A 24,664-nucleotide genomic window follows, 5' to 3' on the forward strand; every position below is an offset into this window, starting at 1 on the left:
CGAACGACTCCCGCGCCGGAAGCCCTTCAGTCGACGATCCCGGAGCGGATCCGGGTGAGCCACTGCTCGGCCTCGTGGAAGTCGGCGTTGGTGGTGCCCGCGCGCGGCACGAACGGGGTGGGGTCGGAGTCGGCGTCGGCGCGCGGGTAGCTGCCGAGGAAGCGCACGTCCTCGCAGACCCGGCGCAGCCCCATCAGCGCCTCGCCGACCCTGGCCTCGGCCACGTGGCCGTCGGCGTCCATGAAGAAGCAGTACGTGCCGAGGCCGTCGCCGGTGGGGCGGGACTCCAGTCGGGTCAGGTTCACGTCGCGTACCGCGAACTGGTTGAGCAGCTCCACCAGGGCGCCGGGGTGGTCCTCCGGCAGGAAGGCCACCAACGAGGTGCGGTCCGCTCCGGTCGGCTCCGGAAGCGCGCCCGGCCGTCGCAGGTAGACGAACCGGGTCGCGGCCTCGGTACGGTCCCCCACGCCCTCCACCAGCGGGGCCAGGCCGTACCGGGCTCCGGCGATCCGGGCGGAGACCGCGGCGTCGTACGGCGCGCCGGGCTCCGCGACGGCCTGGGCCGCGGCGGCCGTGGAGGAGACCGTGAAGGTCTCGGCGTCGGGGAGGTTCGCCGCCAGCCAGCCCCTGCACTGGGCCAGCGCGTGGGAGTGGGAGGCCACCCGCTTGACGTCCGCCAGCGTCGTCCCCTCACGGGCGAACAGGGTGAACTCCACCGGGACGGCGACCTCGGCGGCGATCAACAGCGGGTCGCCGCCGACGAGTTCCGCGGTGGTGGCGGGAACCCCGCCCTCGACGGAGTTCTCCAGCGGGACGACGCCGCCGTCCACCTCGCCGCGCCGAACCGCCGCGAAGACCATGTCCACTCCCGCGCACGGAACGAGGTCACCGGTGGACGCGGTCGGCATGAGCGCCCGCAGCGCGGCCTCGGTGAACGTTCCCTCGGGGCCCAGGTAGGCATAGCGGTTCGACATGTAAGCAGGTTACTCGTCCCGGTTCGGACCGCGTGCCGACCGGGGAGCGCCCGTCCGATCAGCCCTTCGGCCGCGCCGGGTCCGCTGCCCGGGGCCTTCCCGGGCCGTCGGCGCCGGGCCCCGTCGCGGGGACCACCGACACCGCCCCGAGGCCGTTCCCCCCGGTCGGGGACCCGTCCGGCCCCTGACCCAGCCTGGCGGCGCGGATCGCGCGGTACTCCTCCGGGGACAGCGCCTCGGCGGCCTCCCCTCCCTCGACGATCTTGGCGTAGGTCCTGGACTCGGTACGACCGTTGATCGAGGTCAGCACGACTCCGTCGCCGGCGGTGTTGAGCATGGCCAGGGAGAACGAGCGCGCGCCCGACATCTCCTCGAGCGCGTCGTAGCGAACCATCGCGATGTCCCGGATGGAGCGCAGGTCGACGCCTCCGGCGTCGGGCGCGAACCGCTGGACGGCGGTCCGGCAGTCTCTGACCGCCGACCTCGCCCGCCGCAGGGCCAGGAGCCCGAGCAGCAGCCCGCTCGCTCCCAGCAACGAACCCGTCACGGACAGAATGATTGACAGCACAGAACGAGACTAGTCGTTACTCAGAGTTTTACATCGAACACGTTCAGCGTTTCTCGTTCCGGCTCCGCGTTCCGCCCAACGCGACCGACAGGTCCGCGGCCCCCGAGTCCCGCCGGGCCCGGCGCAGCGCCCGGCCGATCGCCGGACGCAGGTCCCTGACCGCCAGCGCGCGTGCGACGTCGGCGAACTGGCGGGCGCGGTGCAACTGGGCGCGCAGGTCGGTGCCCGTGGCGCGGTGCTCCATCGGAACCTCCACCTCCAGCACCACGAATCCGCGGTGCAGCAGGTCGATGGTCAGGCCGGTCTCCACCCCGAACCCGGGGGCGAGCGGCAGAGCGGCCCCGAACGCCTTCCTGGTCAGGCAGCGCTGCCCGTTGAGCGGCTGCTCGGCCTCCCAGCCGGTCGCGCGGCGGATGCCGCCGCGGGCCAGGCGCACGACGAAGCCGTGGCCGCCCAGGCGCGTCCGGTTCGTCGGGAACAGGGCGACGGTCATGTCGGCGGCGCCCGCGCGCACCGGTTCGATCAGCGGAGCCGCCGCCGCGGCCGTCGCGCCCAGGTCGGCGTCCAGGAACAGCAGGTGGCGCGGGCCGTCCGAGACCCCAGAGGCCGCCTCGCGCTCCTCGATCATCCCGACGGCCTCGGCGCCGGTCTCCATGGCCGTGCCCTTGCCCCGGTTCCGGCCGTGCCGGAAGACCCGGGCCCCGGCGCCGAGCGCGGCGGCCACGGTGTCGTCGGACGAGCCGTCGTCGACCACGACGACGAGGTCCACCCCCGGAAGCCCGCGGGCCGCGCCGATCGTGGCCGCGACGCGGTCCCCCTCGTTCCTGGCCGGGATGACGACCGCGACACGCCCCGGTTCCGTCGAAGAGTCCATGCCCGCCTACTTGGCCGCACCGATGATGGCGTCCTCCATGACGTCGGCCGACTCGCAGACGGCGAAGACCGCGTCCAGCCCGGTGATCTCCAGGATCTTCACGACCGCGGACCTGGGCGCGGCCAGTTCGAGGTCGCCGCCCCTCTCCCGCGCCCTCTCCATGGCCGACAGCAGGACGCTCAGCCCGGTGGAGTCGCAGAACTCCACCCCGGACATGTCGACGACGAGCCTGGCGGCGCCGTCGTCCAGCATGTCGACGAGTTCACCGTGCAGGAGCGGCGCCGTGTAAAGGTCGATCTCACCGCGAACGGCGACCAACGTGTGACACCCCTGAGACCGACTCGAGATCTTCAACTCCACAGTCGTGACTGTAGCGGCAGCCCGAAGCCGTGGCCACCTCGTCGGCGGTGTTTCGCGCCATCGTCTCGACATCCCCGCGACCAGCGCGGACTCCCGTTCCCGAACCCCCGCCGCCCGTCCCGGGAGCGCCACGGGACCGGGATCAGACCCGCGACGACTGCGAGGACACGAAGGGGGCCCTCTCCCCCGGAGCCGCTCCCAGGACGGGGATGTCGATGACCGCCCAGACCGTCGTGGTCGACTCGTCCACCTCGGTGCCCCACTTCGCGGCGAGCCGCTGCACGATCCCCAGCCCCCGGCCGCCCAGCGCCGAGATCGAGGGGCGCGCGATCCTCGGCAGGGTCTCGGCCCCGCCGTCGCACACCGACACCTCCACCCAGCCCTCCGCCTCCGGCTCCTCCTCGGGGGCCTCCCTGACGAGGGACCAGGAGACCCGGACCGAGTCCGGGGGGTAGGGCGGGGGAAGCGGAGCCGCGTGGCGCAGCGCGTTGCTGAGCAGTTCGCTGATGACGAGCGCGACGTCGTCCACCTCGGCCCGTCCCACCCCTGAGGCGCGCAGGTCCGCGCAGAGGTACTGACGCGCGCTGGTGACACTCGACGGCGCATGTGGCAGCAGTACGGCCCTCGACACGTCCTTCTCCTGTTCCCCCGGCGCGTTCCCCCCACCGCACCGGACACCGGCACGACGGCGCGAAGGTGTGGCGCTGGCACGCCCCGGCTGGTCTCGTGATGCTCGGTCGACTACCGCGTGGCGCTCTTCCTCGGATCCCACCAGGGCCGAAATGCCCGGTTGGGGTGCAATGGAAACCCGCATCGGGGTCTCGATCCGGGACTGCGTCGTCACGCGGAACCACCGCTGTTCCCGTCCGGAACAGGGGGTTCCACTGTCTCACCGGATCCGCGGGCGGAGTCCGGAACACACTGTAATGTGAATCTCATCCGGGTTCCGTGCGGTTGGTTGGGATGCGCGCTGACATGGCCGTTCTGCGCCTCGGCGAGCCGCTGCACGATGTACAGCCCGAGACCGAAACCACCGAACCGGCGCCGGTCCCCCGACTCCCCCTGCACGAAGCGCTCGAAGATCCGCTTGGTGTCCACCGAGTCGATCCCCACCCCCTCGTCCGCGACGGTGACCACCACCCGCTGGTCCTCGACCCCGGCCGACACCGAAACCGCCCCGCCCTCCGGCGAGTACTTGAACGCGTTCTCCAGCAGCTGGCTGATGATCACGTCGGTGGCGTCGGGGTCCCCGAACACCTCCGGCAGGGTCGCGGGCAGTTCCAGCCGCAGCTCGTGGTCCGCCAGGAGCGGGACGAACGCCGCCAGCGCCTCCCGCAGCGACCCGCGGACGTCGAAGACCCGGTTCCGCACCGGAAGCTGCCTGCTCCCGGCCTTGGCACCCAGCAGCAGGTGGTCCACCAGCCGCGCCATCCGCTTGGCCCGGTCCGCGATCAGCCGCACGTGGCCGCGACGCTCGTCCTCGTCGATCTCGTCCCACCGCTCGGCCAGCGTGCTGGAGAGCCCCCGGACCACCGTGAGCGGCGTGCGCAGCTCGTGGCCCGCGGTGGCCAGGAAGAGGTCCTTCTGCTCCTCCAGCTCCTTGGCCGGGGAGATGTCGCGGAAGTCCACCACGCGCTCCCTGGTGCCGGAGATGTCCGCGACGAGGATCTCCAACCAGCGGCCGTTCCCCATCCGGTACTTGACCAGCTGCCCCGGCTCGACCGGCAACGGGAACGGGGGCGGCCTGCCGATCACCGAGGCCAGGCCGTACCCGGTGAGCTCGGCGGCGGCGCGGTTCCACTTGCGCACCCGCCCCGAGTGGTCCAGCACCGAGATGCCGTCCGCGCTGGCGTCCACGATCGCGTGCTCGTGGGCGCGCTGGCGGACCGTCTCCCTGTAGGTCATGGCGTTGCCGAGCGCGACCCCGGCGTGCGCCGCCATCAGCTCCAGCAGCTCCATCTCGACATGGCTGACCCTGCGCCTGCTGTACAGCGCGTACAGCGCCCCGTAGGGGCGGCCCTGCACGTCGGACACGCCCAGCGCGATCGTGTGCAGCCCGTCCAGGTCGGACCAGATCAGATCGCTCAGCGACCGGGTGTCGTCGGTGGCCAGCAGCACCTTCTTCCCGCTGGCCAGCAGCTCCCCGAACAGGCTCTCCTTCAGGGAGGTCTCGAACCCGCGCAGGTGGTCCGACAACCTGGTGAGGCTGACCAGCCTGAGGGTGTCGCCCTCGATCAGCGCGAACCCGCCCGCGTCCGCGCCGGTGAGATCGGTGAGGCTGCGCACGATCCCGTCGAGGATCTCCACGAGCCCCAGGTCCGCGTTGATGTCGGTCATCACGTCGGTGAGCCGCCGCACCAGCTGCGCGCGCTCCGCCAGGTGCAGCTGCTCGAGCTCGCCCTCGGACGGCGTCATGGTGTGCGGGTGGAAGACGCACACCCAGCCGGCCATCGCCCCGTGCACGTCGGTGAGGCGGTTGAAGCTGGCCCGGACCTCCAGCGGCCCGCCGTCGTGGTGGACCCGCCTGGTCGTGAGCGAGATCGGCCGGCTGACCCGCACCCGCTCCAGAACCGCGTGGTACTCCGCCATCCGGTCGTCGGGAACCATCGGGACGGGGTACCCGATCACCTCGGCGAGGGTCCAGCCGAACATGCGCTCCGCGCCCTTGTTCCACTGCACGACACGCTGGTCGGTGTCCAGAACGACGACTGCGTCGGCCACTGCGGCCAACACGGCTTCTGCGGTGCAGGCCGCCGACTCGAAGCTCACCTACGCCATAGTGCCATTCGGCACCGCCCCCGCGGCACAGGAATGACGGAGGTCCGGCCAATTCGATGCCCGCGGCCCGCCACGCCCGCCGATTCCCCCATCCGGGCCTCCGTCCGTGTCATTCTTCAGGAACCGTCCGGTAGACGCCGACCAGGTATTGGAGACGAGATGACGCGAACCTGGCGCGACGGATGGCCCGCGCGGTTCAGTGAGGAATTCGGCGCCGACGAAGCCGAACACGACCTCGACGCCCTGGTCCAGGTGGTCTCGGCGACCCCGCCCGCCACCGCGCCGCAGCGGCGGACGCCCGCCCCCGGTGTGCCGTTCGACGTGGTCACCGGGACGGCCGAGACCCCGGTGGGCTTCCTGTCGCTCGCGCTGACCGAACGCGGCCTCGTCTCCTGCTCGTTCGACCCCGAGGAGGCGGTCCTGCCCCGGCTGGCCCGCGCGGTGTCGACGCGGATCGGGCCGCACGACGCGTGGCTCGACCCGGTGCGGCGGGAGCTGAACGCCTACTTCGAGGGGCGGCTGACCGCCTTCACGATCCCCTTGGACCTGCGCCTGACCAGCGACTTCGGTCGGGTGGTGCTGCGGTCGCTGCTGGACGTCCCCTACGGGTCCACCACCTCGTACGCGGCCCTGGCGGCCCGGATCGGGCACGCCAACGCGATCCGGGCGGTGGCCAACACCCTGGCGACCAACCCGCTGTGCCTCTTCCTGCCCTGCCACCGCGTGGTGCCCGCGGAGTACCCCGACCTGGTCGGCGCGTACGCGGGCGGCTCGGACGCCAAGCGCTACCTGCTCACCCTGGAGCACTTCAAGAGGGACCCCCGGTAGCAGCGGGCCCTCTCACGGGTCCGGACGCGAACCGCCCGCCGGGCTCCGGGGCCCTGACGCTAGGCGACGACCGGGGCCTCGCCGCTGTCGCTGACCATGGGGCGTCCGGCCAGGGCCCAGGCGCTCATGCCCCCGGCGATGTTGGCCGCCCGCCATCCGGCGTCGTTGAGGGCCTGCACCGCCTGCGCGGAGCGTCCGCCCACCCGGCAGATGACGTAGACCTGGGTGTCCCGCGGGACCTCCGCGGCGCGCCCGGCCAGCTCCCCGAGGGGGATGTGCACGGCCTCGGGCGCGTGCCCCGCACGCCACTCGTCGTGTTCGCGGATGTCGAGCAGGTATCCCCCTTCGGGGACCGCGTTCACCTCGACCACCGGAACGTTCACTCCGAACACCGGGACACCTCTTCATCACGATCAGTCGTTCTCGGACCACGCACGGGAACCCCGCCCCGTCCGCTCACGTCCAACAGGGTATGCGCAACCACATCCCGACGACCGCGCTGGTCCGCCTCACCCTGCTCGCGGCCATGGGCCTCCTGATCGCGGGCTGCGGCGGGGGGACCACCGGAGGCGACGTCGAAGAGCGGCCCTCCTCCCCCGCGACGGGGGACGGGGCCCGGACCGAACTGACCATCGAACGCGCCGTGGACTCCGAGAGCGACACGCCCACCGGTCTCGAGGGCTTCAGCCCCGGCACCTGGACGCTGGCCTGCTCCCCCGCGGGCGGCGACCACCCCGCTCCCGAGGCCGCCTGCGCCGCTCTGGAGGAGGCCGGCGACGAGCCGTTCGCCCCCGTTCCCGACGACCAGGCGTGCACCATGGTCTACGGAGGCCCCGAGGTCGTGACCATTACCGGCCACATCGACCAGACCGAGGTGAACGCCGAGTTCAACCGGTCGAACGGCTGCGAGATCAACCGCTGGGAGAGCCTGTCCCCGGTCCTGAACCCGTAGACGCCCCTGCCGTCTCCGGGACCGCCGAGCGGCGGGCCGGCCGGACGATCCCGGCCCCCGCGGACACCGGGTCCCGGTGTCCGCGGCCGGCCTCGTCGGGGCAACGGAAAAGCGTCCCCCTCCGGTGATCTTCGTTACCGGTGAGAGACGCCCTCTGTCGATTCTCTGTGTGGGCGAGGAGGGATTTGAACCCTCACATCCTTTCGGACACACGGACCTGAACCGTGCGCGTCTACCGTTCCGCCACCCGCCCGAGTGACACTCAGTTGTGTGTTCGCCCAGTCCAGACCGTTTTCCCGGCCGTTCCTCGGCGACGTGTTAAAGGCTAGCACGGTCGCGGAGGCACTCGCGCACACATTTCCCGCGCCGGTTCCTCCGCTTCGGAGCCGCCTGGTGAAGCAAAGGACACGCTTACCCGGTTACGATCGTCTCATCGGGACGTGGAGTAAGGGAGGTACCTCGTGGGAGTGCTCCAACGCTTCGAGCGCAGGCTCGAAGGGATGATCGAAGGCACCTTCGCGCGAGCCTTCAAGTCGGAACTCCAGCCCGTCGAGGTCGCCAGCGCCGTACAACGGGAAATGGACGAGCGCGCCGCGATCGTCGCCCAAGGACGCACCCTGGTCCCCAACGACTTTGTCGTGGAACTCGCCGGCTCGGACAAGGAACGACTTGAGGTCTACTCGGACAGTCTCGGCCAAGAGCTGTCCAAACTGGCGCGCGAGTACGCGACAGAGCAGGGTTATTCGTTCGTCGGCCCCGTCCGCGTGCGCTTCGACGCGGCCGACGACCTCCAGACGGGCCGGTTCCGGATCCGGTCCGGGGTCATTCGCGGGGACACGTTCAAGGACGGCGAGATCATCAAGCCCGTCAGCGACCACCCCCAGCGCGAGTCCGCGGTGCGCGGGCGCCCCCGGCTGCTGCTCTCCCCCGGCGGCGCGACCGTCGAGGGCAACATCGCGTCTCACGGCATGCAGCAGTCGTACGAACTGAACGCCGAGGTGACGCTCCTCGGCAGGGGGACGGACTGCGATCTCCGCCTGGTGGACAACGGGGTCTCGCGCCACCACGCCGAGATCCGTGTGGAGGACAGCGAGACCGTCCTCGTGGACTTGGGTTCCACCAACGGGACGTTCGTCAACGGCCAGCAGGTCAAGCGCGCGCGTCTGGTGGACGGAACCAGGATCAGCCTCGGCAGGACGACGATGACGTTCCGCCGCGACTGAACAACCGACCGCAGGGCGAGGCCCGCCCCCGTCCCTCGACGGAGCGGGTCTTGTCCGTCGACGTACCCACCGTCTCGGTGCCGTTATCCACAGCCACCCCGGACTTTATTCCGAATGCTGCTTCAATCGGGCACAATAACCGGGTCCAATGGGTTCACCTGGCTTTCCGAGGCGGCAGGCACGGTTCGACGCGACGACCACGCGCTGGCGGAGCCATCACCGCTGACCCAGCCGGAGCACGACAGGGGCTGAAGAGCACTGCAATGTCCGACTTGACCCTTATGTTGATCAAGCTCGCGTTCCTCGCGGTGCTGTGGCTGTTCATCATCATGGCGGTGGGAGTAATCCGCACCGACTTGTTCGGCCCGGCTACCAGCAAGGCGAAACGCGGTGCCGCCCGCCGGTCAGAGCCCCGGCGGCCCAAACCCGCCCCCCAACGGGGGCGGCGCAACGAGCCCCGCTCCCTGGTGGTCACCAAGGGCCCCCTCGCCGGGACCACTCTCGACCTCTCCTCCCAACCGATCATCATCGGCCGGGCCAAGGACGCCACCCTCGTCATCACCGACGACTACGCCTCCGGCCGGCACGCCCGGATCTTCTCCGACAACGGCCGCTGGGTCGTGGAAGACCTCGGTTCGACGAACGGGACCTACCTCGGCCAGAACCGGCTGACTCGCCCCCAGCCCCTCTCCGTCGGACAACCCATCCGCATCGGCAAGACCGTTCTGGAACTACGCAAATGACAATCGCACTTCGATACGCGGCGTACTCCGATGTCGGCTGCCTCCGCGAAGGAAACGAAGACTCCGGCTACGCGGGGCCCTACCTGCTCGTGGTCGCGGACGGCATGGGCGGGCACGCGGGCGGTGAGATCGCCAGCGCGCTGGCCGTGAACTCACTCATCCCGCTCGACGAGGACATGCCCGGAAGCGAGATGGTCCGGGCGCTGGAGGGCGCCGCCGAAGCGGCGAACAACGCCCTGGCGCAGAAGGTCCGCGAGGAGCCCCGCCTGGAGAACATGGGGACCACGCTGACCGCGATGCTGTGGTCCGGGGCCCGGATGGCGCTGATGCACGTCGGCGACTCCCGGGCCTACCTGCTCCGCGACGGCGAGCTCCACCAGATCACCAACGACCACACCCTGGTGCAGACCCTCGTGGACGAGGGGAAGATCACCGAGGACGAGGTCGCCACCCATCCCCAGCGCTCCCTGCTGCTGCGCGCCATCCAGGGCCAGGGGCACGTCGACCCGGACCTGTCCGTGCGCGAGGCGCAGGTCGGCGACCGCTACCTGCTCTGCTCCGACGGACTGTCGGGGGTGGTCAGCAAGGAGACCATCCACGAGACCCTCGCCACCGAGCGCACCCCCCACGAGGCGGCGGTCCGGCTGATCGAGCTGGCCAACCGCGGCGGCGGGCCGGACAACATCACGGCGGTGATCGCCGACGTGATCGACACCGCCACCGACCCGGTCGGACCCACGACGGCCCCCACCGCGGTCGGAGCGGCGAACCAGCGCCGCGAACCGGTGACCCCGCCGGACACCCCGGCGGGCCGGGCCCAGGGCCTGACTCGCGGCGGGACCGGGGACACCGCCGAAATGGACCCCATCCCCGACTACGAGCCCCCGGAGGACGCGGATCCTCCCCGGCGCACCCGCCCCTGGTGGCCCATGGTCCTGACGTTCCTGGTCCTGGTCGCGATCGTGGCGGGTGTCGGCTTCTACTTCGGTCGCCAGTTCCTGGACAACCAGTACTTCGTGGGTGCCAGCGACGACGGCGAAGTCACCATCTACCAGGGCATCAACACCGACGTCGCCGGGTACAGCCTGGCCAGCGAGGTGGAGAGCACCGGTATCCCGCTGGAGATGCTCCCCGACACCCAGCGCGAGTCGGTGGAGCGCAGCATCACCGTCGACAACCTCGACCAGGCCCAGGAACGCGTCGCCGAACTCCGCGAAGTGTTCGAGGGCTGCCGGCAGTCCCCCGCCGACTGCGGTCTGGAGGAGGCCGAAGGGCAGCCCCGGGATCCTCAGGATCAGGGAACTTCCGAGCGGAGCCCGGCGTCTCAACCTGCACAGGAGACAGGAGGCGCCCAATGAGCGAAGCACTGTCGACGGCCCTGCCACCGGTCAAGCGGCGCAACGCCGAGCTGATCATGCTGCTGCTCGCGATCGCCATCACGCTGTTCGCGATGATCGAGGCCGGGCTGACCCGCAACGACGAGATGCCGGCGCAGCTGTTCCTCTTCGGCGGCCTCTTCGGCGGCCTGGCCCTCCTGGCCCACGTCTTCATCCGCTTCTTCGCCCCCTACGCCGACCCGTTGCTGCTGCCGCTGGCCACCCTGCTGAACGGGCTCGGCATCGCCATGCTGTGGCGGCTCTTCGAGGCCACCGGCGACACCACCAACGGCAGCGCGCAGGACCAGCTGATCCTCACCGCGGCCAGCATGGTGGGCTTCGCCGGGATCGTGTTCTTCCTGAAGGAGCCGCGGGTCCTGCAGCGCTACCCGTACATCATGGCGCTGGGCGCGGTGATCCTGCTCCTGCTGCCGCTGATCCCGGGCCTGGGCATGACCATCAACGGCGCCCGGCAGTGGGTCAACCTGGGCGTCACCAGCCTCCAGCCGTCCGAGTTCGCCAAGATCGCCCTGGTCACCTTCCTGGCCGGGTACATGGTCACCAAGCGCGACGTGCTCTCCCTGGTCAGCAAGCCGGTCAAGATCGGCCCGATCAAGGTGCTGGAACTGCCCCGGATGCGCGACATGGCCCCCATGGCGGTCATGTGGGGCTTCTGCATCATCGTCCTGGTCATCCTGATGAACGACCTGGGCACCTCGCTGCTGCTGTTCAGTACCTTCCTGGCGATGATCTACGTCGCCACCCAGCGCTCCTCCTGGATCATCCTGGGGCTGAGCGCCTTCTTCGGCGCCTGCACCCTGCTGTACCCGTTCGTGCCGCACTTCCGCACCCGCGTGGTCACCTGGCTGGACGCCTTCAGCCCCGAGGTGTTCTGCACCGACGAGATCATCGCGAACAGCACCGACGCCTTCTGCGTGACCGCGGGCCAGAACAGCCAGCAGCTCGTGCAGGGGCTGTTCGCGCTCGGCGAGGGCGGGATCCTGGGCGCCGGTCTCGGCGGCGGCAAGCCGGGCCACGTCCCCGAGGTCCAGAACGACTTCATCTTCACCGCCTTCGGCGAGGAGCTGGGGCTCACCGGCGTCATGGTGATGCTGATGGCGCTGGCCCTGCTCGCGCAGCGCGGCATGCGCATCGCGCTGGCCTCCCGGGAGCTGTTCATCAAGATGTTCGCCTCCGGCATCTCGTTCCTCATCGCCTTCCAGTCCTTCGTCGTCATCGGCGGAGTCACCCGCGTCATCCCGATGACGGGTGCGACCATCCCCTTCGTCGCCAAGGGCGGTTCCGCCCTGCTGTCCAGCTGGATCATGCTCGCCCTGCTGGTCCGCATGAGCAACAACGCCCGCAAGCCGGCCCCGGTGGCCATTCAGGACGAGGGCGCGACCCAGGTGATCACCCGATGAACAAACCCATCCGCAGGCTCTCCCTCTTCGCCCTGGCCCTGTTCGGGGTGCTGCTCCTCAACGTCACCTGGATCCAGGCGGTCCAGGCCGAGTGGTTGCAGGACCACGAGTTCAACCGGCGCGACACCGCCGAGCGCCTCACCACCCCGCGCGGCCCCATCCAGGTCGGCAACGAGCAGATCGCCTCCTCCTCCCTGGTCGAGGAGAGCGGGCAGTACCAGCGCGCCTACCCCGAGGGCGAGGTCTACGCGCACCCGGTCGGCGTGTTCAACCCGATGGGCAACTTCGGCATCGAGTCGACCGAGAACACCTACCTCGACGGCTCCCACAGCAGCCTGCTGGTACGCAACTTCCTGGACATGCTCACCGGCACCCCCGCCCAGGGCGCCACCGTGGTGCTCACCCTGGACCCCGCCGCCCAGCAGGCGGCGCTGGAGGGCCTCAAGGCCAACGCCACGAACGGCCGGGCCGCCGCCGTCGCCGTCGACCCGAGCACCGGCGCGGTCCTGGCCGCAGCCTCGATCCCCACCTACGACCCGAACGAGGTGGCGGACCTGTCCGACACCACGGCCTCGGTCGAGAACTGGAACGCGCTGGCCGCCGACGAGAACCAGCCGCTGCTGAACCGGGCCTTCAACGAGCGCTACCCCCCGGGCTCCACCTTCAAGATCGTGACCGCGGCGGCGGCGCTGGAGGCCGGCAACACCATCGAGTCCACCATCGCCGCTCCGGAGTCGATCCCGCTGGGCGGCAGCAGCCTGCCCAACGCCTTCGGCGGACCCTGCAACGGCGGCGCGCCGGACTCGATCGCGCACTCGATCGAGATCTCCTGCAACACCTCGATGGCCAACTGGGCCATCGAACTCGGCGACCAGGCCATGCACGACCAGGCCACCGCGTTCGGGTTCAACAGCGGCCCGATGGACATCCCGGTCCCGGTGACCGAGAGCCTCGCCCCGCTGGAGCCGGACAACAACATCCGCGCGCAGACCGGCATCGGCCAGGGCAACCTGGAGGCCACCCCGCTGCAGATGGCGATGGTCGCGGCCGGTGTCGCCAACGGCGGCACCGTCATGCAGCCCTACCTGGTGCAGGAGATCCTCGGCCCGGACATGTCCGAGCTCGACTCCACCAGTCCCGAGGTGTTCAGCGAGGCCGTCAGCTCCGACACCGCCGAACAGCTCACCCAGGCCATGATCCAGGTCACCGAAGGCGACGAGGGCAGCGGTCTGACCGGGGCCATCCCGGGTATGCAGGTAGCAGGAAAGACCGGTACCGCCGAGACCGGCGACGGTGACACCCACAACTGGTTCATCTCCTTCGCCCCGGCTGACGACCCGCAGGTCGCGGTGGCGGTCGTGATCGAACGCGGGAACCAGAGCGGCGGCACTCTCGCCGCCCCCGTGGCCAAGGCGATCATGGAGGCAGTGATCAACGAGTGAGCGGAAACGTTCCGGGTGGCGGGTTCGGCTCCCGAGCCGGGGCGCTGCTCAGCAACCGGTACCAGCTCGACGAGCGGATCGGCGCGGGCGGCATGGGCGAGGTCTGGCGCGCCACCGACACCCTCCTCAGTCGTCTCGTCGCGGTCAAGATGCTGCACACGGCGCAGATGGGCGAGCCCATCTCCAGACAGCGCTTCCGCACCGAGGCCCAGATCACCGCGGCGCTCTCACACGCGGGCATCGCCCAGGTCTACGACTACGGCGAACAGGACGACATCGCCTTCCTGGTCATGGAGCTGATCTCGGGCGAACCCCTGTCCGCGATCATCAAGCGCAACCCCGGTCTCGACCCCGACATCGCCCTCGACGTGCTCGACCAGGCCGCGCAGGCGCTGGCCGCCGCGCACTCCCGGGGTGTCGTACACCGCGACATCAAACCCGGGAACCTGCTGGTCACCGAGAACGGCACGGTGAAGCTGACCGATTTCGGCATCGCGCGCGGCAACGAGTCGGTGACCCTGACCCAGACCGGCATGGTCATGGGAACCGCCCAGTACATCTCGCCCGAGCAGGTGGCGGGCAAGCCCGCCACCCAGTCGTCCGACATCTACGCGCTCGGCGTGGTGGCGTACGAGTGCCTGGCCGGCCGTCCGCCGTTCATGTCGGACACCCCGCTGGCCCTGGCACTGGCCCACACCCGCGAACCCCCTCCGCCGCTGCCCGAGACCGTGCCCGCTCCGGTGCGCGAGCTCGTGGAGCGGATGCTGAACAAGGATCCGCAGGACCGCCCGGTGTCGGCGGCCGAGGTCTCCCAGCAGGCGCAATGGCTGAGGGCCGGTCTCAGCGGCGCCGCCGCCACCGAGTCCCTGGGACTGGCGAGCGCCACCGGGCAGACGATGGTGGTCGGCACGCTGGCTGGATCGAACACCGGGCCGTCCACCATGACAGGTGGACAATCTGGACAAATCCCGCCAACTGGGGCGTGGCCACCTGCGGGCACCGACGGCTCGGATAGAGTTGCCGGGGAATCCGCACCGAACAGCCGCCTGAACCTGCCCGTCGTCCTCGCTCTGATCGCAACCGTCGGAGTCGTCGCGCTGGGAATCGTACTGGTCTCGCAGCTGTGGAAGGGAACTGACCCCAGTGGGACACCGGACAAGACGCCGTCGGTGGCCCCCTCGCTTTCTCAATCCCCTGACACCGACGTAGAGACCGACCCGGACACGCCCGCTCCGGAGTACCCCGGCGGTCAGGACGTGCCGCCGGTCCAGAACCAGCCGGAACCGGACTACTCGCCGAGTACGGAACCGTCGACAACGACAACGCAACCGCCAACGGATCCCTCCGTCCCATCGGGCGACACCGGCGAGACCGGTGACACCGGCGACGATGCCGACACAGGTGGCGACGACGGGAGCGACGACGGGGCAGACGCCGGGGAGCAGACCGGAGAAGACACGGGCAGCGGCGAATCCAGAAGCTTCGCACTGCCCGACTAGGGAGTGTTTCTTGAATGCTTTCGGGTGAGCAAGAGCCCCTCCTGCGCCGCTTCGCGGTGATCACGCAGCGGGGCCCTGCCCCCGGGGAGGAGCGAGCCCGAGATGACTCGAGAAACACGACCTGGTCCTTAGCAACCGCTCCAGGTCCTCTCACGATCATGAGGAACAGTTCACGACATGTCTCAGCCACGGCTACTCGGTGGCCGCTACGAGCTCGACGGAGTCGTCGGGCGGGGTGGCATGGCCGAGGTCTACCGCGCCCGTGACCTCCGTCTCGACCGGCTGGTGGCCGTCAAGACGCTGCGTTCGGACCTCGCGCGAGACCACACCTTCCAGGCCCGGTTCCGACGCGAGGCGCAGTCCGCGGCCTCGTTGAACCATCCCTCGATCATCGCCGTGTACGACACCGGCGAGGACATGATCGACGGAACCTCGATCCCGTACATCATCATGGAGTACGTGGACGGGCGGACCATCAAGGAGCTGCTCGACGACGACCGGCGCCTGCTCCCGGAACGAACCCTGGAGCTGACCGACGGCATCCTGCGGGCGCTGGAGTACAGCCACCGCAACGGCATCGTGCACCGGGACATCAAGCCGGCGAACATCATGCTGACGCGCCAGGCCGAGGTCAAGGTCATGGACTTCGGCATCGCGCGGGCGATGAACGACTCCCAGGCCACGATGACGCAGACCTCGCAGGTCATCGGAACCGCGCAGTACCTGTCGCCGGAGCAGGCCCGGGGCGAGCGCGTCGACGCGCGCAGCGACATCTACTCCACCGGCTGCGTCCTGTACGAACTGCTGACCGGCGGGCCCCCGTTCACGGGCGACTCACCGGTCTCCATCGCCTACCAGCACGTGCGGGAGCACCCGGTCCCGCCCTCGGACCTGGACCCCGAGATCCCCGAGTGGATCGAGACGATCGTGCTCCGGGCGATGGCCAAGGACCGCGAGGAGCGCTACCAGAGTGCCGAGGAGATGCGCGCGGACATCCAGCGCGGGCTCCAGGGCATGCCCACCGCGGCGAGCACGATGGCCCTGGCCTCCGCCGGCGGCGGCGCCACCACAGCGCTGCCACCGGTGCGCGAGCAGCGTCGGGACGACGATTACGACGACTACGACTACGACGACGAGGACGACCGCAGGGGCGGCGGCAGGGCGCTGTGGATCGTGCTCGGCGCCGGCGTGCTGGCCGCCGCGGTCTTCCTCGGCTTCCTGATCTACCGGCCCAGCACGGACAACCTCACGATCCCGGATCTGGCGGGCTCCTCCGTCGAGGACGCCCGGAGCGAGCTCGAGGCGAAGGGCTTCGAGAACATCGCCGCGGAGACGCAGGAGCAGCCCAGCGCCGACGTCGAGGAGGGCGGGGTCACCGGCACCGACCCGGCGGCGGGGGAGACCGTGACCCCCGACACCGAGATCACCATCATGGTCTCCACCGGCCCGGAGATGGTGGAGGTGCCGAACCTGGTCAACCTCTCCCAGAGCGATGCCCTCTCCCAGCTCAACCAGGAGGGCCTGGAGCGCGGCGAGATCACCCAGGAGGAGTCCGAGCAGCCCCAGGGCACGGTCCTGTCGACCGACCCGGCGGCCGGCACCGAGGTGGAGGCGGGCACCACCGTCAACCTGGTGATCGCCAAGGCCAGCACCCAGGTCGAGATCCCCTCCTTCTCCGGGATGAACCAGGACCAGGTCCAGGACCAGCTCTCGAGCCGGGGACTGACCCTCAACGCCCAGGAGCAGGAGACCGACCAGGCCACCCCGGGCACCGCGATCAGCCAGGACCCGCAGGCCGGATCGAAGGTCGACCCGGGCAGCACCGTCACCGTCACCTTCGCCAAGGCGCCGGTCGCCACCGAGTCGCCCTCCGACTCCCCCGGCAACGAAGGCAACAACGGCGAGAACGGCCAGACCACTCCGGGCTTCCCGGAGAACTGGCAGGACTTCCTCGACGACTGACCGACACGTTCGACGTACGGCGCCGCCCGGTCCCCGTGACCGGGCGGCGCCGTTCCATCCGCGGTGCCCCGCACCGGCGAGCCGGGATATCCCCCCGGGCGTCCCCACCCGTCCTTCGGGGGCGTAGACTGAATCCCCATTCTGGAGAAGTCCGGCCCACTCGTTTTGGAGCAGCGACCGTGCCCAAGTCCCGCAGCGATCGCAAGAAGAAGGCCGTCTACACGCCGCCGCCCACCGCGACCAAGCCGAAGGTCAGTCCGCGCTGGGTGGCCCCCGCGATGATCGCGTTCGGGGTTCTGGGCATCCTGTGGATCGGTGTCTACTACATCGTCGGGAACTTCGTCCCGGTCTCGTTCCTGGAGAACCAGCCCAACTGGAACCTCGCCATCGGCTTCAGCGGACTCATCATCTCGGTGATTCTGTCCACACGTTGGCACTAACTGTCCACAAGGCGAAAACGGCGCTGTTTTCCCAGTTCCGAAGGTTTTCCACGGAGTTTATCCACAACTGGGCAACCAGTTGTCCACAGAGTTATCCACAGGGGCGGACAACCTGTGCACAAATACGTGAAGGGCCTGGAGCCATTCGGCTCCGGGCCCTTCACGTGTTCCGCCGCGGGTCCGGCTCAGCCCCTGACGGCCACGGCCCACACCACGGCCACGGCCAGCAGCACCACCGCGTACCCGGCGGTGACTCCCGCGTGCAGGGCCGCGCGCGCCCGCGTCCGGTCTCCCCGGCCCGCCCCGAACGGCAGGTAGGCGTACGTCCCGCCCAGGAGCAGACCGCTCACCAGACCACCGATGTGCGCGGTCCAGGAGATGTTCGGCACCGTGAAGGTGATCAGCAGGTTGACCGCCAGAAGGCCGAGGATGAAGCGGGTGTCCAGCCTCAACCGCCGGCCGATCAGCAGGATCGCGCCGAACAGGCCGAAGATCGCACCCGACGCGCCGACCGTCAGCTGGTTCGGCTCCACGAGATAGCCGAGGACCGAGCCGCCGACGGCGCTGACCACCCACAGCGCGAGGTACCGGACGTGGCCGAGCCAGTTCTCCAACTGGGGACCGACCACGTACAGCGCGAACCCGTTGAACAGCAGGTGCATCACGCCCGAGTGCAGGAACGCGGAGGTGATCAGGCGGTACCACTGGTCCGCGTAGTCGATCCCGGCACCCCACATGCCGAACTGGTCGCTGACGGCACTTCTCCCCGACCACAGGGTGCCACCGCTCGCCAGGTGCAGGAGATAGCCGACGCCGATGAGCCCCAGCAGGGCCCACGTCACGTACGGCTTGGAGATCACCTTCCCGCCGAAGGCGGTACGCGCCTCCCGAACCCCCTTGTTGCCCTCGGCCACGCATTCCACGCACTGGAAGCCGACCGACGCGTCCCGCATGCAGTCAGGGCAGATCGGCCGGTCGCACCGGCGGCACCGGACGTACGTCTCGCGATCAGGGTGCCGGAAACAGGTCGGGACGGCCTGGGCCTGCGGTTCGGAAGGCTGGGAGGCGCTCATACCGGTCGGATCCTACTTGCGCTCGATCGAGACGGACTCGACGACGACGGGCTCCAGCGGCTTGTCCATCTGGTCGGTGGCGACCTCGGCGATGGTGTCGATGACGTTGCGGCCCTCGACGACCTCACCGAAGATCGTGTGCTTGCCGTTGAGCCAGTCGGTGGCGCCCACGGTGATGAAGAACTGGGAGCCGTTGGTGTTCGGGCCCGCGTTGGCCATCGCCAGCAGGTAGGGGCGGTTGAACTTCAGGGACGGGTGCGGCTCGTCCTTGAAGCGGTAGCCCGGGCCGCCCCGCCCGTTTCCGAGCGGGTCGCCGCCCTGCAGCATGAAGCCCTTGATGACGCGGTGGAACACCGTGCCGTCGTAGAGCTTGGCCTTGGTGGGCTGACCGGTGCGCGGGTCCACCCACTCCTTCGTGCCCTCGGCGAGACCGACGAAGTTCTCGACTGTTTCCGGCGCCTCGTCGGAGAAGAGTCTGAGGACGATCTCGCCCCGGTTGGTGCTCAGCCGTGCGAAGAGCTGGCCTTTAGCGTCAGACACCTGAGTGCCTTTCCGTTGTGAATGGCTTACCCCTGACACGTTACCGTCCCGATCCGGCCCGGACGCGGGCCGCCACCGGTGCGGGAGAGGCGAGGGACACGGTGCGGGCGCGTGGTCGGACCCACATCGACCACGTATGTTGAGATAACGCCCTTATAACGGACCGGTCGCGGACCGCCGTCCGCGCGTCGAACGCATAGGACTTGCCGGATCGGGCAGAGGGCCACCCGGAAAGCCTTGGAACAGAGGAGGAGCACGTGTCGATCATGTTGAAGCGTCGCGAGGCCCGCAGGGACGCGGAGGAGGCTCTCAGCCGCCTTCAGGAGCTCGCTCGGGAGCAGGCGGAGCGGCTCGCCCCGTACACCGAGCAGGCCAGGGAGACCGCGGCCCTGCGGCTCAACCAGGCGCGGGGATGGACCGCTCCCCGCCTCGAGACCGCGGCCCTGCGGGTCGAGGACACGGTCGCCCCCCGGGTGGCCGGTCTCCTGACCGCCGCCGCGCACAGGGTGGAACCCGCCCTCCCCGTGGCGAAGCGCCGCCGGATGCCCCGCTCGCTCGTCATCATCGGAGCGGGCGCCCTCGGCGCCGCCGCGGTGTACGGGGTGCTGCGTCTGCGCCAGGCGTCCCAGGACGCCGAGTGGCAGGCCAACCTCGACAGCGCGCGCGAGCAGGTCCGCCAGACCAGGGACCAGCTGGCCGCCAAGGCCAGGGAGGCCAGGGGAAAGATGAGGGGCGCGGCGGGCTCCACGGCCACGGAGGCCGCGGGGGCCGAAGACACCGCCTCGGAGACCTCCCAGGAGCTGAACGGCCGGGTCAAGCAGTAACCCGCGGCCTCCCTCCTCGACACACCACGACGAGAACGGCCCCGCGATCACCATCGCGGGGCCGTTCTCGTTCTCGGCGCCCCTTGCCTCCCGGAGTCCGTCGGCCCCCTACCTGGCGCGGGGGTCCTTGATGATCTGGTAGGTGAGCGGGTAGCGCCAGTTGTTGCCGAGGGCCGCGGCGATGCCGGCGATCAGCGGAAGGAACACCCAGCCCACCGCCATGAAGACGTAGATGACGAGAGGGATGAAGAGGAGCCACATCGTGATCGGAAGCGTCACGGTCGCGATGAGGAAGATCAACTGGTAGTTCAGCGCCTGGAACGCCTGGCGGCGGACGAACGGCGAATCGCCCTTGGCGAGCAGGACCAGCAGCGGCCCCAACCCGAGGCTGAAGTAACCGGAGACGTGCGCGCCCAGCGCCCAGCCCCGCTCCTCCTTCGTCGGCTCGCCCTCGGGCCCGGCCATGGGAGTCGCACCGGCGACGCCCCCCGGGACGGCCGGGGACAGGTCGGCGACCAGCGGCTCCAGCTCACCGTGGAGCTTGGCGGACATGGTCCGGCCGAGCCGTTCGTCGAACTCGTCCTCGTCCAGCTGGCCCTGTGCGTACGCCTCGCGCAGCACCTCGGCGACCTGGTCGCGCTCCGCGTGGGTCAGCCGCATCTGCGACCGCGGAACGGGCTTGCCGCCGTAGGGCGCCGGAGGAGGTGTTGGGTTGTACACGGCCACGATCACTCCTTGCCGCGCTATGGCTGTGGTGTAGGGCTGAGGCTCCCCGTGAAGGGGTCTCTACTACCTCTTCCCATGATCGGTGATCGGAATCGGCCATCGCCACGGGGATGCCCCTGACTGTTCCCTGATTTCCCCGGCTTCCCACCCCCGTCGAAAGTAGCGGTCGCCCGCTCCCGGCACCGCGCGACGGAGCCGTGGGAAGGGCTCGAGACCGCGCCCGGTCCGGCCGACCGGCTCCACGCCGGCGCCCACCGGGGGCAGAACGAAGAAACCCTGCCCCCGGTAAGGGGACAGGGTTGGAACTTCGACCACACGGTGGAGCCAAGGGGAGTCGAACCCCTGACCTCCGGTATGCAAAACCGGCGCTCTGCCAGCTGAGCTATGGCCCCTCGTCGCAAGCGCCGCCGCATCGTTCACGGCGACATCACGGCGACGATTGAAGAGCATACCGCCCCGTCGACGTCGTCGAGCGGTCGGTGGCGTCACGCCGGAGGGTGAGCCCAGGCGCGCCGCACGGCGCTCCCGGCTCTCCCCTGGTGGAATCCGACTACTTGCCCGTACAGCAGGCTAGTTGTCGCTGGCGGCAGTGGCTTCGGTCCACAGGTCCAGCTCGGCGCGGTCGGCCTGGATCTTGCGGTAGATGGCGAACGCCCCGAGGGCCACCAGCACCAGGACAATGATCTTCTTCACGGTGAGGACCCCTTACTTTCCTTCACGGATCTGGAACAAGTCTCGACGCGCGGCCCGGCTCGGGTTGAGTCGCGGACGAGTGAGCGGCCCGCGCTCACAGGCCCGTCTGAACCGAGCCTAAGGCGTCATGGGAGCACTTTATGGGTTTGTCCCCAAGCAGCCTAGCAACCCTGGCGAGACTCTTACCCTGAACGGTACGCGTTCGGGCGGTTCCGGACGCGTATCCGCTGCCGGAACGGACACGACACGGCGCCAACGCCGAGGTCATCGAAAGACTCCCCGCACACCGTCCCGCCGACCGGCCCGCCGGGTTTCTCCTCAGGCCCCCTCCCCGCCCGTCAGGCGGCTGTCACAACAGGAGACCCCCGGGCAGCCCGGTCCCCGCGAGGAGTCGCGGCTCCGGACGCGAACCACCCATCGCTCCCGGGACACTAGGTCAGCAGATCCAGGTGCTTGAGGGTGACGACGGTGGCGCGCGGGGCGGCCGCCATCCCCATCAGACCACGCCACGCCCTCTGGCAGCGCGCGACGCCCGCCGCCTCCTCGACGATCGTGCCGCCGTGCGTGGCCTCCACGAACGCCAGTGAGCTCTCCCCCTCGTCGAACTCCAGTACGGTGAAAGGCCCCGCGGCCCCGGCGTTCGGCCCGGCCGAGGTGGGCAGCAGTTGGATGGTGACGCGACGGCTGTCCTCGGCGAGCTCGATGAGCCGGCGCAGCTGCGCGTGCAGCACCTCGGGCCACGCGGCGACCCGCTGCAGCGCGTCCTCCTCGACCAGGGCGTGGTAGCGGTTGAGGCTGTCTCTGTCCAGGGTCTCCTGGCGCTTGAGGTACGCGGCGACCATGCGGTCGACCAGGCGGTCGTCATGGCCCCTGGAACGCGCCAGCAGCGCCGTGTACTCGGGCGCCTGCACCAGGTCCGGGACCAGCGTCCCGGCGTAGGAGTCGATGGCCACCGCGCCCGCCTCGTTGCCGACGTAGGCCGACGGGACGACGTCCTCGTACTCGGTCCACCACGGACGCAGCCGCGACTCCCTGGCCAGTGTCAGGATGGCCTCACGGCGGCCTCCCGTCACCCCGTACAGCCGGAGCAGCGCGGACACCTCCATGACGGACGGCCACTTGCGAATGCCCGTCTCGATGTGCCCGAGCTTGGCGGGTGACCACTCGAGCTCCTCGGCGACGTCGCTGAGAGTCATCCCCGCCTGCACCCGCCAGCGGCGAAGCTCCGCCGACAGGCGGCGGCGACGAACGATGGGGCTGGTCATTACCTCTTGTCCGTACACGCTGGGCATCGATGGCTGTGTAAACCAGGGAAGCACTACCACCAGCCGCTAGCAATGCATTCGTAGAAATTGGCCGCGGAACGGCCGCCTCCTCCCGGCCGAATAGCTCCCCGCCTCCCGCCGGATCACGTTTCGCGAACGTGGACTCCCCGGTGGGAAGCGGTGCGAGCACCAGACGAAACCGCCGGACCGGCCCGGCGGTTATCTCTTTCTCCCATCAGGAACAACGCCCCCGAAAGGATCAATTACCGCGAAACGGTCAGTGCAGCAGTTTCAGACCGACGATCCCCGCCACGATCAGCAGCAGGCACAGGATCTTCGCGACGCCGACAGGCTCACCCAGCCAGGCCATGCCGACGACCGCCGTGCCCACCGCTCCGATACCCACCCAGACGGCGTATCCGGTGCCGATCGGGATGGAGCGCAGGGCCAGGGCCAGGCCGCCCATGCTCAGCACGAGCGCCACGACGAAGACGACCGTGGGCCACAGCCGGGTGAACCCCCTGGACGACGCGAGCGCCGTCGCCCAGACGGTCTCCAGCAGGCCGGAGAGGACAAGAAAGAGCCACGCCATGTCGGGTTCCCTTCGAGGTCGGTGCTGTGAGCGCCGTCTTGTCATGACCGGGTACGGCGCACCTCGTCCGGGGACCGGAGCGGCCCACGCCCCGACCCTACCCACCGGGCCCTCTCCCGCACGCCCCGAGGCGGAGAGGTCCACCACCGCGCGGGCCGCGCGGGGCCGGAGCGGCGGAACGCCCCGGAACGTCCCCGCACCGCGTACGATTCGGGGTGGTCGAGGACGGGATTCCAGGGCCGACCACGCGCACCACTCCTTCGGAAACGCTCCGCGGTGCGCGTCACGCCACCGCGCGCGAGGCCCGGTCCCCGAGAGCCCCGACCGGTCCACGGCCCGGGGGAAGGAGACCGCCACGCCCCGGAGGACGCGTGGAAACAGAACCGCCGGACCGCAGGAGCTCCTCGAGGAGTGGAGCAGTGCCGCACCACGGCGAACACCGTGGACCCTTTCGGTCACAGCACTAGGGAAATTGATGAGCTACCCCATTGACGACGCCGACCAGTTGATCGCGACCGCGGAAGAGGAGATGCCGCCGTCCACGCGTTCACGACTGATCGCGAAGCTGCGCATGGGGGTCCACATCGACGACGCGGCCCGCGAGTTGGGGGTGAGCCCGCAGCGGGTTTTCTCCGCCGCGCGCATTCTCAGCGCGTTCGGCTTCCAGCTCGACGCCACGCTCACCGCCGAACGCGATCCACACCTGCCCCACGGTACGGTGACCGGTTACAACAAGCGGTGCCGCTGCCCCGAATGCCGCGCCGCCCTGCAACGGCGCATCTGAGCCGAGAACAGCCGCAACGGCCGTCAATTTTGCGTATCCGCAGGTCACAGCCCAAAAGCGGACACTTGAAACATTCAGAACGCGGATTTCACCCAGATTCTTCCGGCAATTAGCTCCGGCGCGCGCTTATTGATCTTGTGGACGGGGAAACCGGTCAACATGAACGATCGTGTGGACTGGGCCGCGATGAGCGACGAAGAGTTCATGGCGCTGGTGCGCCAGCTGATCGAGACACCGAGTGGGGCGGACTCCGAAGAGGAGTAACCGCCCCTCTCCTCTGTTACGGCGGGGGCGCGCCCCCGCCGTTCTGGGAGCGTGCCCGTGGGCCTTCCAGATGCGCGGAGGCCGCCGTCGATCGCCTCCCGGAGCAGCGGACTGCCCGGCTCCCCGGTCGAACCGGCTTCCGGGCCCGGTTTCGCGCCGGCGCCCCGAACGGGTCCCGCTACGCCGCAGGCTTCGGGTCGGAGGCAGAGTCCGACGGAACACGGCAGAACCGGGACGGGAGACGTCGACCTGTCGGTTTGTCGACATTTTCCGGACGACTGGAACCCTGGTCGAAGCCGACCGAAAAGGGCCTCTCGGAAACAAAAAAGGGGGAGGGGCCGCACCCGACAGGTGCGGCCCCTCCCCGAAAAAAACGTACGGCGGCGTCCTACTCTCCCACCCCAGCACGGAGGCAGTACCATCGGCGCTTGAGAGCTTAACTTCCGGGTTCGGAATGGGACCG

The 24,664-nt window shown here is 69.7% G+C and carries 25 protein-coding genes, 2 tRNA genes, 1 rRNA gene and 1 riboswitch; of the genes, 12 read left to right on the forward strand and 16 right to left on the reverse strand.

What is annotated here, in order from left to right:
* Positions 1–26: 26 nt before the first annotated feature.
* From pheA to EV190_RS12240, 6 genes are all read right to left on the reverse strand, one after another.
* Positions 27–974 (reverse strand): prephenate dehydratase, encoded by a 948-nt coding sequence (gene pheA / locus EV190_RS12215; RefSeq protein ID WP_133741646.1) that lies wholly within the window; start codon positions 972–974, stop codon positions 27–29.
* Between the two features lie 58 nt (positions 975–1,032).
* Entirely contained in the window at positions 1,033–1,521 is a 489-nt protein-coding gene (locus EV190_RS12220) for a DUF4446 family protein (protein ID WP_243742527.1), read from the reverse strand.
* A gap of 64 nt (positions 1,522–1,585) precedes the next feature.
* Positions 1,586–2,416 carry a glycosyltransferase family 2 protein gene (locus EV190_RS12225; protein WP_133741647.1) on the reverse strand — a complete coding sequence of 277 codons (831 nt, stop codon included), beginning with the start codon at positions 2,414–2,416 and terminating at the stop codon, positions 1,586–1,588.
* A gap of 6 nt (positions 2,417–2,422) precedes the next feature.
* A complete protein-coding gene (locus tag EV190_RS12230; RefSeq protein ID WP_279536614.1) occupies positions 2,423–2,776 on the reverse strand; it encodes an STAS domain-containing protein in 354 nt (117 codons plus the stop codon).
* 142 nt (positions 2,777–2,918) lie between these two features.
* Positions 2,919–3,407, reverse strand: a complete 489-nt coding sequence (locus EV190_RS12235; protein WP_243742529.1) for an ATP-binding protein — start codon at positions 3,405–3,407, stop codon at positions 2,919–2,921.
* Between the two features lie 209 nt (positions 3,408–3,616).
* Complete coding sequence (locus EV190_RS12240) at positions 3,617–5,545, reverse strand: PAS domain S-box protein (protein WP_243742530.1); 1,929 nt, start codon at positions 5,543–5,545, stop codon at positions 3,617–3,619.
* 168 nt (positions 5,546–5,713) lie between these two features.
* Between EV190_RS12240 and EV190_RS12245 the strand changes: the two genes are divergently transcribed.
* The gene (locus tag EV190_RS12245) at positions 5,714–6,382 is read left to right on the forward strand and encodes a methylated-DNA--[protein]-cysteine S-methyltransferase (RefSeq protein ID WP_133741649.1); all 669 of its coding nucleotides are present in this window, start codon (positions 5,714–5,716) and stop codon (positions 6,380–6,382) included.
* A gap of 59 nt (positions 6,383–6,441) precedes the next feature.
* Here the strand turns inward: EV190_RS12245 and EV190_RS12250 are convergent, their stop codons facing one another.
* Positions 6,442–6,774, reverse strand: coding sequence for a rhodanese-like domain-containing protein (locus EV190_RS12250; RefSeq protein WP_133741650.1), 333 nt, complete (start codon positions 6,772–6,774; stop codon positions 6,442–6,444).
* Between the two features lie 80 nt (positions 6,775–6,854).
* Between EV190_RS12250 and EV190_RS12255 the strand changes: the two genes are divergently transcribed.
* The gene (locus EV190_RS12255; protein ID WP_133741651.1) at positions 6,855–7,334 is read left to right on the forward strand and encodes an SSI family serine proteinase inhibitor; all 480 of its coding nucleotides are present in this window, start codon (positions 6,855–6,857) and stop codon (positions 7,332–7,334) included.
* 170 nt (positions 7,335–7,504) lie between these two features.
* Here EV190_RS12255 and EV190_RS12260 read toward each other — a convergent pair.
* Positions 7,505–7,587: transfer RNA gene (locus EV190_RS12260), tRNA-Leu, on the reverse strand.
* 208 nt (positions 7,588–7,795) lie between these two features.
* Between EV190_RS12260 and EV190_RS12265 the strand changes: the two genes are divergently transcribed.
* The 8 genes from EV190_RS12265 to EV190_RS12300 all read left to right on the forward strand — a co-directional run bounded on the left by EV190_RS12265 (position 7,796) and on the right by EV190_RS12300 (position 17,440).
* Positions 7,796–8,557: an FhaA domain-containing protein gene (locus EV190_RS12265; RefSeq protein ID WP_449182178.1), complete on the forward strand. Its 762-nt coding sequence runs from the start codon at positions 7,796–7,798 to the stop codon at positions 8,555–8,557.
* A gap of 263 nt (positions 8,558–8,820) precedes the next feature.
* Positions 8,821–9,300 carry an FHA domain-containing protein FhaB/FipA gene (locus EV190_RS12270; RefSeq protein ID WP_133741652.1) on the forward strand — a complete coding sequence of 160 codons (480 nt, stop codon included), beginning with the start codon at positions 8,821–8,823 and terminating at the stop codon, positions 9,298–9,300.
* Positions 9,297–10,658: a Stp1/IreP family PP2C-type Ser/Thr phosphatase gene (locus tag EV190_RS12275; protein ID WP_133741653.1), complete on the forward strand. Its 1,362-nt coding sequence runs from the start codon at positions 9,297–9,299 to the stop codon at positions 10,656–10,658. The genes EV190_RS12270 and EV190_RS12275 overlap by 4 nt, the downstream gene beginning before the upstream one ends.
* Positions 10,655–12,097: an FtsW/RodA/SpoVE family cell cycle protein gene (locus tag EV190_RS12280; protein WP_133741654.1), complete on the forward strand. Its 1,443-nt coding sequence runs from the start codon at positions 10,655–10,657 to the stop codon at positions 12,095–12,097. Before EV190_RS12275 ends, EV190_RS12280 begins: the two co-directional genes overlap by 4 nt.
* Positions 12,094–13,539 carry a peptidoglycan D,D-transpeptidase FtsI family protein gene (locus EV190_RS12285; protein WP_133741655.1) on the forward strand — a complete coding sequence of 482 codons (1,446 nt, stop codon included), beginning with the start codon at positions 12,094–12,096 and terminating at the stop codon, positions 13,537–13,539. Before EV190_RS12280 ends, EV190_RS12285 begins: the two co-directional genes overlap by 4 nt.
* The gene (locus tag EV190_RS12290) at positions 13,536–15,038 is read left to right on the forward strand and encodes a serine/threonine-protein kinase (protein WP_243742531.1); all 1,503 of its coding nucleotides are present in this window, start codon (positions 13,536–13,538) and stop codon (positions 15,036–15,038) included. The genes EV190_RS12285 and EV190_RS12290 overlap by 4 nt, the downstream gene beginning before the upstream one ends.
* A gap of 177 nt (positions 15,039–15,215) precedes the next feature.
* The gene (pknB, locus tag EV190_RS12295; protein ID WP_133741656.1) at positions 15,216–17,000 is read left to right on the forward strand and encodes a Stk1 family PASTA domain-containing Ser/Thr kinase; all 1,785 of its coding nucleotides are present in this window, start codon (positions 15,216–15,218) and stop codon (positions 16,998–17,000) included.
* Between the two features lie 179 nt (positions 17,001–17,179).
* Complete coding sequence (locus tag EV190_RS12300; protein WP_133741657.1) at positions 17,180–17,440, forward strand: cell division protein CrgA; 261 nt, start codon at positions 17,180–17,182, stop codon at positions 17,438–17,440.
* Between the two features lie 185 nt (positions 17,441–17,625).
* On the opposite strand, the gene EV190_RS12305 is transcribed toward EV190_RS12300, so the two are convergent.
* Positions 17,626–18,393, reverse strand: a complete 768-nt coding sequence (locus EV190_RS12305) for a rhomboid family intramembrane serine protease (protein ID WP_341770548.1) — start codon at positions 18,391–18,393, stop codon at positions 17,626–17,628.
* A gap of 132 nt (positions 18,394–18,525) precedes the next feature.
* Complete coding sequence (locus tag EV190_RS12310; RefSeq protein WP_133741659.1) at positions 18,526–19,053, reverse strand: peptidylprolyl isomerase; 528 nt, start codon at positions 19,051–19,053, stop codon at positions 18,526–18,528.
* Positions 19,054–19,310: 257 nt separating this feature from the next.
* Between EV190_RS12310 and EV190_RS12315 the strand changes: the two genes are divergently transcribed.
* Positions 19,311–19,877 carry a hypothetical protein gene (locus EV190_RS12315; protein ID WP_133741660.1) on the forward strand — a complete coding sequence of 189 codons (567 nt, stop codon included), beginning with the start codon at positions 19,311–19,313 and terminating at the stop codon, positions 19,875–19,877.
* 108 nt (positions 19,878–19,985) lie between these two features.
* On the opposite strand, the gene EV190_RS12320 is transcribed toward EV190_RS12315, so the two are convergent.
* The 5 genes from EV190_RS12320 to EV190_RS12335 all read right to left on the reverse strand — a co-directional run bounded on the left by EV190_RS12320 (position 19,986) and on the right by EV190_RS12335 (position 23,153).
* Positions 19,986–20,597 carry a DUF1707 and DUF4870 domain-containing protein gene (locus EV190_RS12320; protein WP_243742532.1) on the reverse strand — a complete coding sequence of 204 codons (612 nt, stop codon included), beginning with the start codon at positions 20,595–20,597 and terminating at the stop codon, positions 19,986–19,988.
* Between the two features lie 325 nt (positions 20,598–20,922).
* Positions 20,923–20,995, reverse strand: a tRNA-Ala gene (locus EV190_RS12325).
* A gap of 178 nt (positions 20,996–21,173) precedes the next feature.
* Positions 21,174–21,296: a DLW-39 family protein gene (locus EV190_RS24085; protein WP_220270034.1), complete on the reverse strand. Its 123-nt coding sequence runs from the start codon at positions 21,294–21,296 to the stop codon at positions 21,174–21,176.
* Between the two features lie 431 nt (positions 21,297–21,727).
* Positions 21,728–22,561, reverse strand: a complete 834-nt coding sequence (locus tag EV190_RS12330; protein WP_133741661.1) for a helix-turn-helix domain-containing protein — start codon at positions 22,559–22,561, stop codon at positions 21,728–21,730.
* Positions 22,562–22,838: 277 nt separating this feature from the next.
* Positions 22,839–23,153 (reverse strand): DMT family transporter, encoded by a 315-nt coding sequence (locus EV190_RS12335; RefSeq protein ID WP_133741662.1) that lies wholly within the window; start codon positions 23,151–23,153, stop codon positions 22,839–22,841.
* 27 nt (positions 23,154–23,180) lie between these two features.
* Positions 23,181–23,243, reverse strand: a riboswitch (guanidine-III (ykkC-III) riboswitch).
* Positions 23,244–23,628: 385 nt separating this feature from the next.
* Here EV190_RS12335 and EV190_RS12340 point away from each other — a divergent pair.
* Positions 23,629–23,937, forward strand: a complete 309-nt coding sequence (locus tag EV190_RS12340; RefSeq protein WP_133741663.1) for a hypothetical protein — start codon at positions 23,629–23,631, stop codon at positions 23,935–23,937.
* Positions 23,938–24,576: 639 nt separating this feature from the next.
* Here the strand turns inward: EV190_RS12340 and rrf are convergent.
* Positions 24,577–24,664: ribosomal RNA gene (rrf, locus tag EV190_RS12345) — 5S ribosomal RNA — on the reverse strand; the annotation flags it as partial.

The organism is Actinorugispora endophytica (assembly GCF_004363075.1).
Classification (GTDB): Bacteria; Actinomycetota; Actinomycetes; order Streptosporangiales; family Streptosporangiaceae; genus Actinorugispora; species Actinorugispora endophytica.